Below are 16756 nucleotides of genomic sequence, written 5' to 3' on the forward strand. Positions count from 1 at the left end.
ATGCAAGACGAACTGTTGGAGATGAAAAACCTCGGCAAAACCTCGGTGCAGTGGCTGCACGCCAGCGGCATTCACAGCCCCGACGAGCTACGCAAACTGGGCAGTATTGCCGCTTACCAAGCGGTGAAGTCGCGTGGCTTTCGTGCCAGCAAAGTGCTGCTCTACGCCATCGAGGGAGCACTGCTTAACGTACCGTGGAATAACCTCTCCGAGACCCACAAGGAAGCCCTATTGGCTCAACTGGATCATGCGCAAGCCCATTGAAAAAATTTGCGCCATTTCACAGATTCCATCACAGCGTGGCACATGCGACATTGTTCTCCTGCGCTTGCCCCCCTATTGTGAGCAACAGGGCTTTGGCCTCGTCGGTACACGTCACGCATCATGCTGTTTGAGAAGGAAGTACGTCCATGTATGTGCTTGGTGAGCAACCCACCTATGTTGATCAACTGATTGCCCGCCTGCAGACACTGCCTGAGCAGTTCCTGCAAGGTTTGGCCGCTACCGAGCCAGTGCTGCAGCTAGAGCACATCGGCAACCTCAGCGAGCAACTGCACGGCGACAACCTGTATTTGATCAAAGACGGCTTACTGCACGCCGGCATTGATGGCCGCCCGCTGTTTTACCTGCAAGAAGGCGATCTCCTGGGTCTGCGCCAAGGTAGCGATCTGCCGCACTGGCAATACAGCAGTGACGAGCCTCTGGCTCTGCAGCCCTACCCGCGCGCCGAAGTGTTCAAGCACATTCACGCCGACGAACAGCGCCAAGAGTTGTTTACCCAATACCTGATCGGCCAAGCCGCACTGCTGTCGGATGCCTTCGCCCGCACTAAACTGCCAGATATTCGTCCCAATACGGGCTTTCAGTACTACGCCGCTGGCGAAGAGCTGATCCACGAAGGCGACGATGCCGAGCATGTGTTCGTGATCATCGAAGGCCACGCCGAAGCCTTTGTAAACGGCATGAAAGTGGGCGACGTGCATAAAGATGAGATCTTCGGCGCCATGGCCGTGTTCACCCAAGAGAAGCGCACCGCTACTGTGATTGCCAGCGAGCCGTGCACGGTGATGGTCATCCCCAAAGAGCAGTTCTTGGGCCTGATGAACAGCAATCCGCGCATTGCCCACAGCCTGATTGAAGGCATGGCGCGGCGTATTGACTTAATGAACAAAGAAATCACCGCGCTGCGTCGTCAGATTGGCGAAAACTAAGCAGCCCGATTGATACAAAGCCCGCTTTCTTGGCGGGCTTTTTTCTGCTTGCGGGAAACCCATCAGCGGCACTATGAAAAAAATGCGTAAAAGCGGTTGACTCGCAAATGATAATTGTTATTATTTGCACATCTGGTCCTCGACCAGATTGGATAATCTGAAAGTCAGCCATGTATCAGGCTCTCAGCTTATCTCCTCATCAGGCTAATCACGGTTTGGCCCGGCAATTTGCCGGGCCTTTTTTTGCCTGAAATTTGCCAAGCCCCGCTGAATAAATTGTCATCACCCAGAAACAACAAAGGCCCCCGAAGGAGCCTTTGTGTTACTCAAGCGTGATTAAACGCCGGAGTTTTCCGCCGAAGCGACGTCCTTGATGGACAGCTTGATACGGCCGCGGTTGTCCACGTCCAGCACCAATACTTTAACCATCTGACCTTCTTGCAGCACGTCGGTGACTTTCTCGATGCGCTTGTCGCTGATTTGCGAAATGTGCACCAAGCCGTCTTTGCCCGGCAGGATGTTCACGAACGCACCGAAATCAACGATACGCTCAACCTTGCCTTCGTAGATCTTGCCCACTTCGGCTTCGGCAGTGATCGCCAGTACGCGCGCCTTAGCGGCTTCAGCAGCTTCTTTGGTGTCACCAAAGATTTTCACGCTGCCGTCGTCTTCGATATCGATCGACGCTTTGGTTTCTTCACAGATACCGCGAATGGTCGCGCCACCTTTACCGATGACGTCACGGATTTTCTCCGGATCAATCTTCAGGGCAACCATAGTCGGAGCGTTTTCCGACAGCTCGGTACGCGAACCGCTGATCACCTTGTTCATCTGACCGAGAATGTTCAGACGCGCTTCCAGCGCCTGATTCAGAGCGATTTCCATGATCTCTTCGGTGATACCGTTGATCTTGATGTCCATCTGCAGCGCGGTCACACCTTTGTCGGTACCGGCTACTTTGAAGTCCATGTCGCCCAGGTGGTCTTCGTCACCCAGGATGTCGGTCAGAACGGCAAACTTGTCGCCTTCCTTCACCAAGCCCATGGCGATACCAGCCACCGGTGCTTTCATCGGTACACCAGCGTCCATCAGCGCCAGCGACGCGCCACACACCGAGGCCATCGACGAGGAACCGTTAGATTCGGTGATTTCCGATACCACGCGCACGGTGTAAGGGAACTCGTCACCCTTCGGCAACATAGCCTGCACGCCACGACGCGCCAAACGGCCATGACCGATCTCACGACGGCCAGCGCCGCCCATACGGCCACACTCACCTACCGAGTAGGGAGGGAAGTTGTAGTGCAGCATGAAGCTGTCACGACGCTCGCCTTCCAGGGTGTCAAGCAGCTGCGCATCACGCGCGGTACCCAGAGTAGCGACAACCAGCGCCTGCGTTTCGCCACGGGTGAACAGCGCAGAACCGTGGGTTTTGCCCAGCACGCCGACTTCGATCTGCAGCGGACGTACAGTGCGCGCGTCACGGCCGTCGATACGCGGCTTGCCGTTAACGATGTTCTCGCGCACGGTGCGGTATTCCAGCTCACCGAAGGCGTCTTTCACTTCACCGGCAGAAGGCTTGCCTTCTTCGTCGCCAGACAGTGCAGCAACCGCTGCATCACGCAGTTCGCCCAGACGCGCGTAACGGTCTTGCTTAACGGTGATGGTGTAAGCCTCAGAAACCGCATTGCCGAACTCGGCTTTCAGCTGGTTCTGCAGAGCAGTGTTAGCGGCAGCAGCTTGCCATTCCCAACGCGGCTTACCGGCTTCAGCAGCCAGTTCTTTAACGGCGTTGATCACGCTTTGCAGTTCTTCGTGAGCGAACAGCACAGCGCCCAGCATTTGGTCTTCGGTCAGCTCTTGCGCTTCGGATTCAACCATCAGCACTGCATCGCTAGTACCGGCCACCACCATGTCCAGCAGCGAATCTTGCAGCTCGGCATAGCTGGGGTTCAGCACGTAGCCTTTGTCGTGGCTGAAGCCAACGCGCGCAGCACCGATCGGGCCATCAAACGGCAGGCCAGAAATTGCCAGCGCAGCAGAGGTACCGATCATCGCCGCGATGTCCGGATCCTGAGTCTTGTCGGTGGAAACAACGGTACAGACCACCTGCACTTCGTTAAGGAAGCCTTCTGGGAACAGCGGGCGGATCGGACGGTCGATCAGACGCGAGGTCAGGGTTTCCTTCTCGGAAGGACGGCCTTCACGCTTGAAGAAACCGCCGGGAATACGGCCAGCGGCGTAGGTTTTTTCTTGATAGTGCACGGACAGCGGGAAGAAGCCCTTGCCCGGATCAGCTTGCTTGGCACCGACTACGGTCACCAGCACACTGACTCCACCCATGTTAACCAGCACAGCGCCGGAGGCCTGACGAGCGATACGCCCGGTTTCGAGGGTGACGGTCTGCTGACCGAATTGGAATGATTTGGTAACCGGATTCACGGTGTCTTTACCTTCTTTGTTTTGTCCTTGGGGAAAAAAGGGGCATGGCCCGGGTATCGACCCGGGCCATGTCCAAAGCCATTAACGGCGCAGGCCCAAACGGCCGATCAGAGCGCTGTAACGAGCTACGTCCTTGGACTTCAGGTAATCCAGCAGCTTACGACGCTGGTTAACCATACGGATCAGACCACGACGGGAGTGGTGATCCTTGGCGTTTGCCTTGAAGTGGCCTTGCAGCTTGTTGATGTTGAACGTCAACAGGGCAACTTGTACTTCCGGAGAACCGGTGTCGCCTTCAGCTTGCTTGTAGTCGTTAACGATTTGCGCTTTTTCTTCAACACTCAGTGCCATGATGGGCTCCTTACATAACAGGCCAGAGTTTTCTCTGTGTGATAAAAGAGGTATGACCGTGCCTGTTGACAGCCACCCTCGTATCGCTCGCGTTACTGCGAGCGAATCAGTCGACGCGGCGCTACGCGCGCGTCGTCGGTCATGTCACCGATACCGATGAACTGACCTTGATGATCATAGACCCGCACACTGCCAAAGGCAGGCGCGCCCGGTGCACGCACCGGCTGGCCGTGGAGCCAATAGTAAGCACTGTGCTCACTTAAATGGACTTGCGGCCAATCTTGCAAACCACTGTCGACCGGTAGCAAGAAGGCATCTAACGCCTCATTACCGCCCGCCTCGAAGGCTTCTTCCAGTTGCGCCAAGGTAATCGCCTGCGGCAACGAGAAAGGCCCGGCTTGCGTGCGACGCAGCTCAGCCACGTGTGCACCACAGCCTAAGGCAGCGCCGATATCTTCAGCCAATGTGCGCACATAGGTGCCCTTGCTACAGGCCACATGCAGACTAGCGCGATCGGCGTCCAGTGCCAGTAATTGCAAGCGATGAATAGTAACAGAACGCGGCTCGCGCTCCACCACCTCGCCGGCGCGGGCCAGTTTGTACAGTGGCTGGCCGTCTTTCTTCAGCGCCGAATACATCGGCGGCACTTGCTTAATCGGGCCAGTAAAGCGCGGCAGAACACCTTCTAACTCGGCTTGACCACTGCTCACGGCGCGGCGCTCCAGCACTTCGCCTTCGGCATCGGCGGTGGTGGTGGTTACGCCTAACTGCAATACGGTGTCATAGGCTTTGTCGGCATCGAGCAAGAACTGCGAAAACTTGGTCGCCTCACCAAAACACAACGGCAATACGCCGGTGGCTAACGGGTCGAGACTGCCGGTATGTCCGGCCTTCTCGGCATTCAATAACCAGCGCACTTTTTGCAGTGCCGCGTTCGATGACATGCCACGCGGCTTATCCAATACCAGCACGCCATTGACCGGCCGGCGGATTCGTTTCTTCTGCGTCACGCCTTGCCCTCGCCTTCGCTCGGCTCGCCGTCTTCGTGGGCACGGTCTTCGGCGACCGCGCGCTCGATCAGCGCCGACAAATGCGCGCCACGGGCGATGCTTTCGTCATAGCGGAAGTGTAACTGCGGCACTTGGCGCAGCTTCATCAAGCGTCCCAGCTGAGTACGCAAAAATCCGGCGGCGCCTTTCAATACGCCCAGCATGTCGGCGATTTGCGCGGGGTCTTCTGCGCCAAGGGAGGTCACAAACACCTGCGCATGCGCCAAGTCACGACTGACTTCCACAGCGCTGACGGTCACTAAGCTGACACGCGGATCTTTCATTTCGCGTTGGATCAGCACGGCCAGCTCACGCTGCATCTGATCACCCACGCGCTGGGTGCGACTGTATTCTTTAGCCATTACCACTTTCTCGTTAAAAAGCCAGAAGCCGGGGGTATCAGGCAGGCTGCTTCCAGCCCACCTAACGCCCCCAGCTTCCGCTTGTTACTGCTTACAGACTACGTGCAACGGCAACTTTTTCGAACACTTCGATCTTGTCGCCCACTTTCACGTCGTTGTAGCTCTTCACTGCGATACCGCACTCCATACCGGAGCGTACTTCGGCGACGTCGTCTTTGAAGCGGCGCAGCGATTCCAGCTCGCCTTCAAAGACCACTACGTCGTCGCGCAGTACACGGATCGGACGGTTACGGTGTACGTGGCCTTCAACCACCATACAGCCAGCCACCGCGCCGAACTTCGGCGAACGGAACACGTCACGCACTTCGGCAATACCCAGAATCTGCTCACGCAGATCGCTGCCGAGCATACCGGTCAGGGCTTTCTTGACGTCTTCGATGATGTCGTAGATCACGTTGTAGTAACGCATATCCAGACCTTCGGTCTCGACAATCTTGCGCGCACCGGCATCGGCACGCACGTTGAAGCCAAACAGTACCGCATTGGAAGCCAGCGCCAGGTTAGCGTCAGACTCGGTGATACCACCGACGCCGCCGCCAATCACTTTCACTTGAACTTCGTCGTTACCCAGGTCCGCCAGGGCTCCTTGCAGCGCTTCCAAAGAACCACGCACGTCCGACTTGAGGACGATATTGAGGGTCTTCTTCTCGTCTTGGCCCATGTTGCTGAACATGTTTTCCAGCTTCGCGGACTGCTGACGGGCCAGTTTGACCTCGCGGAACTTACCCTGACGGAACAGGGCGATTTCACGCGCTTTTTTCTCGTCGGTGACCACGGAGATTTCATCACCGGCGTCCGGGGTGCCATCCAAACCGAGGATCTCGACCGGAATCGACGGGCCCGCTTCTTTAATCGGCTTGCCGTTTTCGTCATTCATGGCACGCACGCGGCCATAGTTAACGCCAGCCAGCACGATGTCGCCTTGGCGCAGGGTACCGTTCTGCACCAGCACGGTAGCCACCGGGCCACGGCCTTTGTCCAGACGCGATTCAACCACCAGACCACGACCCGGTGCGTCAGTCGCAGCAGCCAGCTCCAATACTTCAGCTTGCAGCAGTACCGCTTCGAGCAGCTCGTCGATACCTTCACCGGTTTTCGCCGACACATGCACGAACATAGTGTCGCCGCCCCACGCTTCCGGAATCACTTCCAGCGCGGACAGGTCGTTCTTGATGCGATCCGGGTCGGCACCTTCTTTATCGATCTTGTTCACCGCCACAACCAGCGGCACACCCGCAGCGCGAGCATGTTGCACGGCTTCTTGGGTCTGCGGCATCACGCCGTCGTCGGCTGCGACCACCAGAATCACGATGTCGGTGGCCTTGGCACCGCGTGCACGCATAGCGGTAAACGCCGCGTGACCGGGGGTATCCAAGAAAGTCACCATGCCGCGATCGGTTTCTACGTGGTAGGCACCGATGTGCTGGGTAATACCACCGGCTTCGCCGGCAGCCACTTTGGCGCGACGAATGTAGTCCAGCAGCGAGGTTTTACCGTGGTCAACGTGACCCATCACGGTCACTACCGGGGCACGGTTAGCCAGCTCGCCTTCGTACTTCAACGATTCGGCCAGTTGGTCTTCCAGCGCGTTCTCATTGACCAGTTTCACCTTGTGGCCAAACTCTTCAATGATGATCTGCGCGGTGTCCTGATCCAGCACTTGGTTAATTGTCACCATAGTGCCTTGCTTGAAGAAGTACTTGATGACTTCGGCAGCCTTGATCGCCATCTGCGCGGCCAGTTCAGACACGGTGATGGTTTCACCGACGCTGACTTCACGCACGATCGGGCCAGTAGCCGCCTGGAAGCCATGTTTGTTCGGCTTCTTCTTGCCACCACGACGACCGCCGCGACGACCACCAAACTCTTCATCATCAGCGCGACCACGGCTCGGACCTTTCGGCTGCGGACGATGTTGCGCCGGCTTACGCTCGCCGCGATCTTCTTCGCGACGGTTTACGCGCTCAACTTTCGCGGTGAACTCACGCTCGGTACGCACCGGAGCCGGAGCCTCTTTGGCCTTCTTCGAGTCGCGGTCAGCAACAGCGGCAGCCGCTTGCTGCTTAACCAGCTCTTCTTCGGCCTTGCGCTTGGCTTCGTCGTCAGCTTTACGCTTGGCGTCGTCTTCGGCCTTGCGCTTGGCATCTTCATCAGCGCGGCGACGGGCTTCTTCCTGGGCATTCATGCGTGCGGCTTCTTCGGCCAGACGCTGATTTTCTTGCTCTTTAGCTTGCTCAGCCTCTAGCTCATCGGGCGAACGCTTCACGTAGGTACGCTTTTTACGCACTTCTACGCTGACGGTTTTGCTGCCCGCCACCTTAATGGTGGTGGTGGTTTTACGCTGCAGAGTAATTTTGCGCGGCTCTTCCAGCTTCTCGCCGTGACTGCTCTTCAAATGCGCCAGCAAGGTCTGCTTTTGCGCATCGGTGACCGCAGCATCAGCACTACTGTGCTTAAGCCCGGCTTCCTGCATCTGCTGCAGTAAGCGGTCGACCGGGGTACCGACCGTTTCGGCCAGTTGTTTAACCGTGACTTGTGTCATGCACTTCTCTCCTCAAGCCGCCGGACGACTCACTCAAACCAATGGGCACGGGCAGCCATGATTAGCTTGCCTGCTTGCTCTTCATCCATACCGTCGATATCCAGCAGATCGTCGATGGACTGCTCGGCCAGGTCTTCACGGCAAACCACGCCACGACCAGCCAAGGCCACCGCCAACTCGCTGTTCATACCGTCTAGGGTCAGCAGGTCTTCGGCGGGGTGCGCGTCCACCAGCTGCTCTTCAGTAGCGATGGCGCGGGTCAACAGACGGTCTTTGGCGCGAGCACGTAGCTCGTTGACGATGTCTTCGTCAAAGCCGTCGATTTCCAACATTTCTTCCATGGGCACGTAGGCGATTTCTTCCAAGCTGGTGAAACCTTCTTCCACCAGAATGCCGGCCAGCTCTTCGTCAACGCCCAGCTCAGCAACAAAGTTGCTGAGGATGTCGCTGGTTTCGGCTTGCTGACGAGCATGAATTTCGTCTTCGGTCATCACGTTCAGCGTCCAGCCGGTCAGCTGGCTGGCCAAACGGACGTTCTGCCCACTGCGGCCAATGGCCTGGGCCAGATTGTCTTCGGCAACGGCGACATCCATGGTGTGGCTGTCTTCGTCGACGATGATCGACGCCACTTCGGCCGGAGCCATGGCGTTGATCACGAACTGCGCGGGGTTTTCATCCCACAGCACGATGTCCACACGCTCACCAGCCAACTCGCCAGAGACGGCCTGCACACGCGAACCGCGCATACCGATACAGGCACCTTGTGGGTCGATACGCTTGTCTTTAGCACGCACGGCAATCTTGGCGCGCGAACCTGGGTCACGCGCGGCGCCCATGATGTCGATCAGGCCTTCGGCGATTTCCGGCACTTCGATGCGGAACAGCTCGATGAGCATTTCCGGCGCAGTGCGCGACAGAATCAGCTGCGGGCCACGGTTTTCGCTGCGAATTTCTTTCAGCAGCGCACGCACGCGAGTACCAACACGAAAGATTTCCCGTGGGATCAGGTTTTCACGCCCCAGCAGTGCTTCGGCGTTATTGCCCAAGTCGATAATCACGCTGTCGCGGCCAGTTTTCTTCACTGTTCCGGCGATGATTTCGCCGACTTTATCGCGGTAAGCGTCGACAACTTGGGCACGCTCGGCTTCACGTACTTTCTGTACGATGACCTGCTTAGCCACTTGCGCCGCGATACGACCGAATTCGATGGACTCGATCTTCTCTTCCACCACGTCGCCCAGTTTCAGCGCCGGGTCTTTCTCGTGCGCTTCATCAAGGGTCAGCTGGGCACCAAGAATTTCTAAATCTTCATCGGCAACCACGGTCCAGCGCCGGAAGGTTTCATAGCTGCCGTTAGCGCGGTTGATGGCAACGCGGATATCCACTTCAGTCTCGTAGCGTTTTTTGGTCGCCGTGGCCAACGCCACTTCCAGCGCTTCAAAAATCAAAGCCGCTGGGACGCCTTTTTCGTTGGAGACGGACTCCACAACCAACAGAATTTCTTTACTCATCATAAGCCTCGCTAACGCAATCCTTGGGTCTTGCGAATTTCGCAGCCATTAATCAAAACGGGGAATGACTTGTGCCTTATCGATACTGTCGATAGGCAACAGGAACTCGTGATCATCCACTTGCACCACGACATCCTGCTCTTCAATACCTTTGAGCAGCCCTTGGAAGTTGCGCCGACCTTCAAACGGCACACGCAACTTAATCTTCACCTGACTGCCAGCCCACGCCGCGAACTGCGGCAAGGTGAACAACGGGCGATCCATACCCGGCGATGACACCTCAAGGGTGTACTCAGCGCTGATCGGGTCTTCTACATCCAGCACGCCACTGACTTGGCGGCTGACTTTTTCGCAATCTTCGACACCAATGCCGTCGGCATGGTCGATATACACACGCAGCAAGCTGTGCTTACCCTGCGCGAGGTATTCAATACCCCAGCAGTCGTAACCCAGGCCTTCGACCACGGGCGCCAGCATGGCGTGTAATTGATCCAGTTTGGCCACAGAGAACCTTTCTTGGCTGAAACAAAAAATGGGCGAAACGCCCATCCAACATGTGCCTAGTCAGGCGACCGGCACGCACTGTCCAGCTAGCAAAAAGCCCCTAACAAGGGGCTTCGTACAACTGGTTGCGGGGGCTGGATTTGAACCAACGACCTTCGGGTTATGAGCCCGACGAGCTACCAGACTGCTCCACCCCGCGTCAAAGCTGGGGCGAGATTATAGGCGTCGCCTAGTTAGGCGGTCAACCTCGCCAACAATAAGGCCCGCGATTGCGGGCCTTATTGATATTTGGTGCCGAAGATGGGACTCGAACCCATACGACCTACGGTCACTACCCCCTCAAGATAGCGTGTCTACCAATTCCACCACTTCGGCTAAAACAGTTTTATTCTGCCGGGATTGCCGGCACGTCTTCACTGGCTGCTTTTTCTACAGCTTTCGGGGCTTCTTTCAGCTCCGGCAGCTCAGCAGCCTGCTCGGCTTGCTGCTCAAGAAGCGCCGGATCCGGCAAACCTTCTGAACCCGCAAGACCAGCTTTTTGCTTGGCGTAATAAGCCAAACCCAAACTTGTTACGAAGAACACAGTGGCCAGAATTGCCGTCATGCGACTCAGGAAATTACCCGAACCCTGGCTACCAAATACGGTGGCGGAAGCACCAGAACCAAACGACGCACCGGCATCCGCACCTTTGCCCTGCTGAATTAACACCAAGCCAATCACGGCGATGGCAGCCAGCAAGTGCAACACAATCACTACTGTCTCAAGCATCTTTACTGCTCCGCAGCCCTGCAAATGGCTGCAAATTCTTTAGCATCCAGAGAGGCACCACCTACCAGCCCCCCATCGATATCCGGCATCGCAAACAGTTCCGCCGCATTGGCGGCCTTAACGCTACCGCCATAAACAATTCGCACTTGAGCGGCAATCTCAGAGCCATGCACAGCAATCTCATCACGGATCACCTTATGCACCGCCTGCGCCTGCTCGGGCGTCGCTGTCAAACCTGTGCCTATCGCCCAAACCGGCTCATAAGCCACCACTGCCTGACGCAACGCTTCAGCACCGCACAACTCAATCACTGCGCGCAGCTGCTGCAAAACAATCGCTTCAGTTTGCTGCGCTTCGCGCTCTGCCAGCGACTCACCCACACACAAAACCGGGGTCAAACCAGCACGCAATGCTGCGGCAAACTTCCCTGCCACTAGCGCATCCGTTTCAGCAAACAACTGACGACGCTCAGAGTGGCCAACCAACACCGCCTTACAACCAAGATCCTGCAACTGCTCAGCAGCGACCTCGCCGGTAAAGGCGCCCTGCCCCGACTGCGCAGCACATACCTGCGCCCCTACAGAGAGCTTCGAGCCTGCCACTTGCGCGAGCACTGATGACAAATGGATAGCGACGGGGAACACCGCGCAATCAACATTTCCTTCACCAACCTGCTCGCTGAGCAAACCCTGCACCAGCTGCGCTACCGATTCACGGCTGCCATGCATTTTCCAATTGCCGGCTACCAGTGGACGTCGCATGCCAAACCTCTCAGTGCAAAGTGGGCGCAGATATTACCCAAGGGGTTAGCCTCAGGCAAGCCAATTCAAGGCTTAACTGCAAACATTTTCAACAACTTGCGCCAACTGCTCGGCATGTTGGTGGACTTGCGTGGCATCACTGCCTTCCACCATCACGCGCACCAACGGCTCGGTACCGCTTTTGCGCAACAACACGCGCCCAGCACCGGCCATTTGCGCCTCAGCGGCAGCCACTGCTTGCTGAACCTGCTCACTCTGCAGCGGATCCACGGCGCCTTTTAGGCGCACATTAATCAGCACTTGCGGGCACATTTTGAGCCCCGCACGCGCCTGCGCTAACGATTCATCATGACGCTTGAGCGCCTGCAGCACTTGCAGCGCAGCGATAATGCCGTCGCCGGTGGTGGTGTGATTGCCGCACACTAAATGCCCGGAGTTTTCACCACCCAACAACCAGCCATTGGCTTTTAGCTCAGCCATCACATAACGGTCGCCGACTTTAGCGCGCACAAAGGGAATGCCCAGCTCTTTAAAGGCCAGCTCAAGCCCCAAATTCGACATGAGGGTGCCAACAACGCCGCCCTGCAACTTGTCACGGCGATTTAAATCGCGCGCGATGATGTACAACAACTCATCACCATCGACCACGCCACCATCGGCATCCACCATCAACACGCGATCGCCATCGCCATCGAAGGCAATCCCCATATCTGCGCCTTGCTCAGCCACAGCAGCCTGCAAAGCCGCCAGATGGGTAGAGCCGCAATCACGATTGATGTTCAAGCCATCCGGCTCATCACCAATCACCGTCACTTGCGCACCCAGCTCACGGAACACGCTAGGCGCCACTTTATAGGTCGCGCCATTGGCGCAATCGAGCACCAGCTTCATGCCCTTGAGGGTGATGGATGACGATACGGAGCTTTTGCAGAACTCGATATAGCGCCCCGGCGCATCGACGATACGCGACACCTTGCCCAACTCAGCGGACTCCACCACCGTCATCGGCGCATCGAGCAGCTCTTCAATGGCTAGCTCTACCTCATCCGGCAACTTAGTGCCGTCACCGGAGAAAAACTTGATGCCATTGTCGTAATACGGATTGTGCGAGGCACTGATGACAATGCCCGCCTGCGCCTGAAAAGTGCGCGTCAAATAAGCAATCGCCGGGGTCGGCATAGGGCCTAGCAAGAGCACTTGCGCGCCGGCTGCGGACAAGCCCGCCTCTAAGGCCGACTCGAACATATAGCCAGAGATGCGCGTGTCCTTACCGATCAATACCTTGCAGATTCCCTGACGACGAAACGCCTGCCCCGCCGCCCAACCGAGCTTAAGCACGAACTCAGGTGTAATCGGGAAATCGCCCACGCGCCCGCGAATGCCATCGGTGCCAAAGTACTTTCTGCCCATCATTGAATTCCGTTACGTATTGTTATTCTGCCTGCGCCACTGCCCGCAGCATGCGCACCACATCGACGGTTTCCGCCACATCGTGCACACGCAAAATCTGCACACCGGCCAAAGTTGCTTGTGCCGCCAGCGCCAAACCACCTGCCAAACGCTGCTCGACCTCGCGACCCAGCGCCTGACCAATCATGCTCTTGCGCGATACACCGACCAATAGGGGATAACCCCATGCCAGCATCTGCGGCAAGGCTTTAAATAAGCTCAGGTTATGCGCCAAGGTTTTGCCAAAACCAAACCCCGGGTCCAACAACAGCCGCGCACGGGCAATACCTGCCGCTTCACACGCCGCCACACGGTCGAATAAAAACGCCTGCACCTCATCCACCACGCTGGCGTAATGCGGCGCTTGCTGCATGCTGCCCGGCTCTCCCTGCATATGCATCAGGCAGATCGGTAAACCGGTATCAGCTGCGGCATCGAGCGCACCCTCACGCTGCAGGGCACGCACATCGTTAATCAACCCCGCACCCAAACGTGCAGATTCGCGCATCACCGCTGGCGTTGAGGTATCCACCGACACCACAGCACCCAACTCACGTACCAACGCTTCAACAATCGGCGCTACGCGCTCCAACTCTTCCACGGGCGAAACGGGCTTAGCACCGGGACGTGTCGACTCGCCACCGACATCAATCAGATCGGCCCCCGCATCCAACATGCTTTGCGCATGACGCAGCGCCGCATCGCGCCGCGCAAAGCGGCCGCCATCGGAGAACGAGTCTGGAGTGACGTTAAGGATGCCCATAACATTGGGCCGGGAAAGATCAAGCTCCCGACTGCCGCAAGGCAGCCGAGAGCTTTGCTTATGCAGCGACATGCTTAGTGTTCGCCGGCAGGACCGCCAATCGGCGAGCTGGGCTTATCCGGCTTCGCTTCTGTTGCCGGCGCACCACCATCGCCACCGCCGGACGTCCAATCCTTCGGCTCACGTGGCGGCTTGCCCGCCATAATGTCGTCGATCTGGTCTGAGTCGATGGTTTCGTACTTCATCAACGCCTCAGCCATGACATCCAGCTTATCGCGGTGCTCTTCAAGAATGCGCTTAGCCGTGGCGTAGCTTTCGTCGATAAAGCGGCGCACTTCTTGGTCAATCAGCTTGGCCGTGTCACCAGAGACATTAGTCTGCTGACTACCGGCACTGCGCCCCAAGAACACTTCGCCTTCTTCTTCGGCATACATCAGCGGGCCGAGTTTTTCCGACAAGCCCCACTTAGTCACCATGTTGCGCGCGATCTGCGTGGCACGCTGAATATCATTCGACGCGCCGGTGGTTACGCCATCAAAGCCTAAGGTCATTTCTTCAGCGATACGACCACCGAACAGCGAGCAAATTTGGCTTTCCAGCGCACGCTTAGACAGGCTGTAACGGTCTTCTTCCGGCAGGAACATAGTCACGCCCAAAGCACGACCGCGCGGAATGATCGACACTTTGTAGACCGGGTCGTGCTCCGGCACGATGCGACCGACAATCGCGTGACCAGCCTCATGGTAGGCGGTGTTGAGCTTTTCTTTATCGGACATCACCATGGATTTGCGCTCAGCGCCCATCATGATTTTGTCTTTCGCCAGCTCGAATTCTTTCATTTCGACCAAGCGCTTATTGGCGCGCGCCGCAAACAGTGACGCCTCGTTCACCAAGTTGGCCAAATCGGCACCGGAGAAGCCCGGGGTACCGCGCGCTATCACCGCTGCTTCAACATTTTCGCCCAGCGGTACTTTGCGCATATGCACTTTAAGGATTTGCTCGCGGCCACGGATATCCGGCAGACCAACCACCACTTGACGGTCGAAACGCCCTGGACGCAACAGTGCCGGGTCAAGGACATCCGGACGGTTTGTCGCAGCAACAACGATCACCCCGTCATTCATTTCAAAGCCGTCCATCTCAACCAGCAACTGGTTGAGGGTTTGCTCACGCTCGTCGTGACCACCGCCTAAACCGGCACCACGATGACGGCCCACGGCGTCAATCTCGTCGATAAAGATGATGCACGGCGCGTGCTTCTTAGCCTGATCAAACATATCGCGCACACGACTAGCGCCGACGCCGACAAACATCTCAACAAAGTCCGAACCGGAAATGGTGAAGAACGGCACTTTGGCTTCGCCAGCAATAGCCTTGGCCAGCAAGGTCTTACCGGTACCGGGCGGGCCAACCATCAGCACGCCACGCGGAATTTTGCCGCCCAAGCGTTGGAACTTGCCCGGGTCGCGCAGGAACTCGACTAACTCGCCGACTTCCTCTTTAGCTTCATCACAACCAGCCACATCAGCCAGCGTGGTTTTTACTTGGTCTTCCGACAGCAGGCGCGCTTTACTCTTACCAAAGCTCATCGGGCCGCCGCGACCGCCGCCACCACCCTGCATTTGGCGCATGACGAACATAAACACGGCAATCATCACCAGAATCGGGAAGCTGGCGACTAACAGCTGAGTCCAGATGCTTTGTTGCTCAGGCTGCTTGCCTTCGATGATCACGTTGTTGTCCAACAGATCGCCAATCAGGCCGCCGTCTTGAATGGCTGGACGCACAGTTTTGAAGGAACGGCCATCACGGCGCACGCCAGTGATCATGTAACCGTCCACGGTCACGCGCTCAACCTGCCCCTGCTTCACCTGCTCAATGAAGTCGGAATAGTTCAGACCTTGCGACTCGCTGGTGCTGGAGAAGTTATTCATCACAGCGACCAACACCGCAGCGATGATCAGCCACAGGACAAGATTTTTTGCCATATCGTTCAATGAACTACCCTCAAGGCGCACGTACGCCAGTTAAAACACTATCCGTTTACCTTACACCAGAGCGCCGCGCTCGGCAGGCGTAGATGTAAGTAAATGTATCCATAAGCCCGAAAAAGCACTGCTGTAGCACTAAGCCGCGCAGCAACTCACGCAAGACCGGCGCATTCAGGCATCTAACAACTCTATATGGGGGCATCTGCAGAAATAACAAGACTGACCGGCTAGCCTGTGTTGCTAGGCGCTTAAGAGCCGCTAAGGTAGAATCTGCGCCCTTTGACCGGATACCCAAGATTATGTCGCTGACTCAGGACCAGAAAAAACGCTTCAAGCAAATCGGCCACCACTTAAAGCCCGTGGTTATGGTCGCTGGCAACGGCTTGACCGAAGGCGTTGTGGCAGAAACCGAACGCGCCTTAGTTGATCACGAGCTGATTAAAGTGCGCTTCAGCATCACCGAGCGTGAGCTGCGCCTTGAGCTGATGCATGAGCTGTGCAAGCAAACCCGCGCCGATCTCGTGCAGATCATCGGCAAGCTGGCGTTAATCTACCGCGCCAACCCCAAGGCCAACCCAAAGCTGTCGAACCTTAAGCGTTACGCTGAATAAAGCCCGGCACCGGCTGCATTACCAGCATTAGACCCAGCAGGGCCAGCACGGTGTAGTTGAAGGTCAACCAGCGCTCGGCAGCCATGCCGAGTGCTGCGACAGCCAGATACACCGCCGCCAACAACACACACGCCAACAACAGCTGACCGCGCAACTCGCGCCACAGACTATTCAAACGATGCACGCGCACCAGCAGCAAAGCCTGCAGCAGCGAGGCAACCAACGCCACGCCGACCACCAACTGTCGCAGATAATCCACTAAGCCGTGCACTAACATAGGCGCCAGCTGATACTGCTCCAGTGCCGGCAGCAGCATAAACTGCAGCGCCCACAGGCCGCCTACCCAGAGCATTTGCAGCAGGGGCCAGCCCAGCATCACC

16 protein-coding genes and 2 tRNA genes are annotated in these 16756 nt (G+C 57.1%); 3 read left to right on the top strand and 15 right to left on the bottom strand.

Features of this window, described 5'->3' with window-relative positions; translation table 11 throughout:
* Both BMX80_RS07910 and BMX80_RS07915 read left to right on the top strand, forming a co-directional pair.
* Complete coding sequence (locus tag BMX80_RS07910) at nucleotides 1-264, top strand: TfoX/Sxy family protein (protein WP_074867091.1); 264 nt, start codon at nucleotides 1-3, stop codon at nucleotides 262-264.
* A gap of 146 nt (nucleotides 265-410) precedes the next feature.
* Nucleotides 411-1211 carry a Crp/Fnr family transcriptional regulator gene (locus BMX80_RS07915; RefSeq protein ID WP_074867092.1) on the top strand — a complete coding sequence of 267 codons (801 nt, stop codon included), beginning with the start codon at nucleotides 411-413 and terminating at the stop codon, nucleotides 1209-1211.
* A gap of 336 nt (nucleotides 1212-1547) precedes the next feature.
* Here BMX80_RS07915 and pnp read toward each other — a convergent pair whose 3' ends face one another.
* The 14 genes from pnp to ftsH form a co-directional block, all read right to left on the bottom strand.
* Complete coding sequence (gene pnp, locus BMX80_RS07920) at nucleotides 1548-3653, bottom strand: polyribonucleotide nucleotidyltransferase (RefSeq protein WP_074867094.1); 2106 nt, start codon at nucleotides 3651-3653, stop codon at nucleotides 1548-1550.
* Between the two features lie 81 nt (nucleotides 3654-3734).
* Complete coding sequence (gene rpsO / locus BMX80_RS07925) at nucleotides 3735-4004, bottom strand: 30S ribosomal protein S15 (RefSeq protein WP_071873025.1); 270 nt, start codon at nucleotides 4002-4004, stop codon at nucleotides 3735-3737.
* Between the two features lie 92 nt (nucleotides 4005-4096).
* Nucleotides 4097-5014: a tRNA pseudouridine(55) synthase TruB gene (gene truB / locus BMX80_RS07930; RefSeq protein ID WP_074867095.1), complete on the bottom strand. Its 918-nt coding sequence runs from the start codon at nucleotides 5012-5014 to the stop codon at nucleotides 4097-4099.
* Entirely contained in the window at nucleotides 5011-5415 is a 405-nt protein-coding gene (gene rbfA, locus BMX80_RS07935) for a 30S ribosome-binding factor RbfA (RefSeq protein ID WP_071873027.1), read from the bottom strand. Before rbfA ends, truB begins: the two co-directional genes overlap by 4 nt.
* Nucleotides 5416-5506: 91 nt before the next feature.
* Nucleotides 5507-8017, bottom strand: coding sequence for a translation initiation factor IF-2 (infB, locus tag BMX80_RS07940; protein WP_074867097.1), 2511 nt, complete (start codon nucleotides 8015-8017; stop codon nucleotides 5507-5509).
* Between the two features lie 29 nt (nucleotides 8018-8046).
* Nucleotides 8047-9528 (bottom strand): transcription termination factor NusA, encoded by a 1482-nt coding sequence (nusA, locus tag BMX80_RS07945; RefSeq protein ID WP_071873029.1) that lies wholly within the window; start codon nucleotides 9526-9528, stop codon nucleotides 8047-8049.
* 48 nt (nucleotides 9529-9576) lie between these two features.
* Nucleotides 9577-10032, bottom strand: coding sequence for a ribosome maturation factor RimP (gene rimP / locus BMX80_RS07950; RefSeq protein ID WP_268875129.1), 456 nt, complete (start codon nucleotides 10030-10032; stop codon nucleotides 9577-9579).
* 122 nt (nucleotides 10033-10154) lie between these two features.
* A tRNA-Met gene (locus tag BMX80_RS07955) sits at nucleotides 10155-10231 on the bottom strand.
* Between the two features lie 90 nt (nucleotides 10232-10321).
* Nucleotides 10322-10407: transfer RNA gene (locus BMX80_RS07960), tRNA-Leu, on the bottom strand.
* 10 nt (nucleotides 10408-10417) lie between these two features.
* Entirely contained in the window at nucleotides 10418-10801 is a 384-nt protein-coding gene (gene secG / locus BMX80_RS07965; RefSeq protein WP_071873031.1) for a preprotein translocase subunit SecG, read from the bottom strand.
* Nucleotides 10802-10803: 2 nt separating this feature from the next.
* Nucleotides 10804-11562: a triose-phosphate isomerase gene (tpiA, locus tag BMX80_RS07970; RefSeq protein ID WP_074867099.1), complete on the bottom strand. Its 759-nt coding sequence runs from the start codon at nucleotides 11560-11562 to the stop codon at nucleotides 10804-10806.
* Between the two features lie 72 nt (nucleotides 11563-11634).
* A complete protein-coding gene (gene glmM / locus BMX80_RS07975) occupies nucleotides 11635-12972 on the bottom strand; it encodes a phosphoglucosamine mutase (protein WP_074867101.1) in 1338 nt (445 codons plus the stop codon).
* A 22-nt stretch (nucleotides 12973-12994) separates the two neighbouring features.
* Entirely contained in the window at nucleotides 12995-13774 is a 780-nt protein-coding gene (gene folP, locus BMX80_RS07980) for a dihydropteroate synthase (RefSeq protein ID WP_407922784.1), read from the bottom strand.
* Nucleotides 13775-13848: 74 nt separating this feature from the next.
* Nucleotides 13849-15762: an ATP-dependent zinc metalloprotease FtsH gene (gene ftsH / locus BMX80_RS07985; protein WP_074867105.1), complete on the bottom strand. Its 1914-nt coding sequence runs from the start codon at nucleotides 15760-15762 to the stop codon at nucleotides 13849-13851.
* Nucleotides 15763-16064: 302 nt separating this feature from the next.
* On the opposite strand from ftsH, the gene BMX80_RS07990 reads away from it, so the two are divergent.
* The gene (locus BMX80_RS07990; RefSeq protein WP_074867107.1) at nucleotides 16065-16376 is read left to right on the top strand and encodes a YhbY family RNA-binding protein; all 312 of its coding nucleotides are present in this window, start codon (nucleotides 16065-16067) and stop codon (nucleotides 16374-16376) included.
* Here the strand turns inward: BMX80_RS07990 and BMX80_RS07995 are convergent.
* The gene (locus BMX80_RS07995; protein WP_074867109.1) at nucleotides 16357-16752 is read right to left on the bottom strand and encodes a DUF4149 domain-containing protein; all 396 of its coding nucleotides are present in this window, start codon (nucleotides 16750-16752) and stop codon (nucleotides 16357-16359) included. The two genes, BMX80_RS07990 and BMX80_RS07995, sit on opposite strands and share 20 nt — an antisense overlap.
* Nucleotides 16753-16756: the final 4 nt, after the last annotated feature.

The sequence above is a fragment of the Atopomonas hussainii genome (assembly GCF_900109735.1).
In the GTDB taxonomy this organism is placed as follows: Bacteria; Pseudomonadota; Gammaproteobacteria; order Pseudomonadales; family Pseudomonadaceae; genus Atopomonas; species Atopomonas hussainii.

Excerpts from the sequence above, each read along its gene's own strand:
- secG (WP_071873031.1), bottom strand. The coding sequence starts at position 10,801 with ATGCTTGAGACAGTAGTGATTGTGTTGCACTTGCTGGCTGCCATCGCC.
- infB (WP_074867097.1), bottom strand. The coding sequence starts at position 8,017 with ATGACACAAGTCACGGTTAAACAACTGGCCGAAACGGTCGGTACCCCG.
- BMX80_RS07910 (WP_074867091.1), top strand. The coding sequence starts at position 1 with ATGCAAGACGAACTGTTGGAGATGAAAAACCTCGGCAAAACCTCGGTG.
- BMX80_RS07915 (WP_074867092.1), top strand. The coding sequence starts at position 411 with ATGTATGTGCTTGGTGAGCAACCCACCTATGTTGATCAACTGATTGCC.
- folP (WP_407922784.1), bottom strand. The coding sequence starts at position 13,774 with ATGGGCATCCTTAACGTCACTCCAGACTCGTTCTCCGATGGCGGCCGC.
- BMX80_RS07995 (WP_074867109.1), bottom strand. The coding sequence starts at position 16,752 with ATGCTGGGCTGGCCCCTGCTGCAAATGCTCTGGGTAGGCGGCCTGTGG.
- rpsO (WP_071873025.1), bottom strand. The coding sequence starts at position 4,004 with ATGGCACTGAGTGTTGAAGAAAAAGCGCAAATCGTTAACGACTACAAG.
- glmM (WP_074867101.1), bottom strand. The coding sequence starts at position 12,972 with ATGGGCAGAAAGTACTTTGGCACCGATGGCATTCGCGGGCGCGTGGGC.
- tpiA (WP_074867099.1), bottom strand. The coding sequence starts at position 11,562 with ATGCGACGTCCACTGGTAGCCGGCAATTGGAAAATGCATGGCAGCCGT.
- BMX80_RS07990 (WP_074867107.1), top strand. The coding sequence starts at position 16,065 with ATGTCGCTGACTCAGGACCAGAAAAAACGCTTCAAGCAAATCGGCCAC.
- rbfA (WP_071873027.1), bottom strand. The coding sequence starts at position 5,415 with ATGGCTAAAGAATACAGTCGCACCCAGCGCGTGGGTGATCAGATGCAG.
- ftsH (WP_074867105.1), bottom strand. The coding sequence starts at position 15,762 with ATGGCAAAAAATCTTGTCCTGTGGCTGATCATCGCTGCGGTGTTGGTC.
- nusA (WP_071873029.1), bottom strand. The coding sequence starts at position 9,528 with ATGAGTAAAGAAATTCTGTTGGTTGTGGAGTCCGTCTCCAACGAAAAA.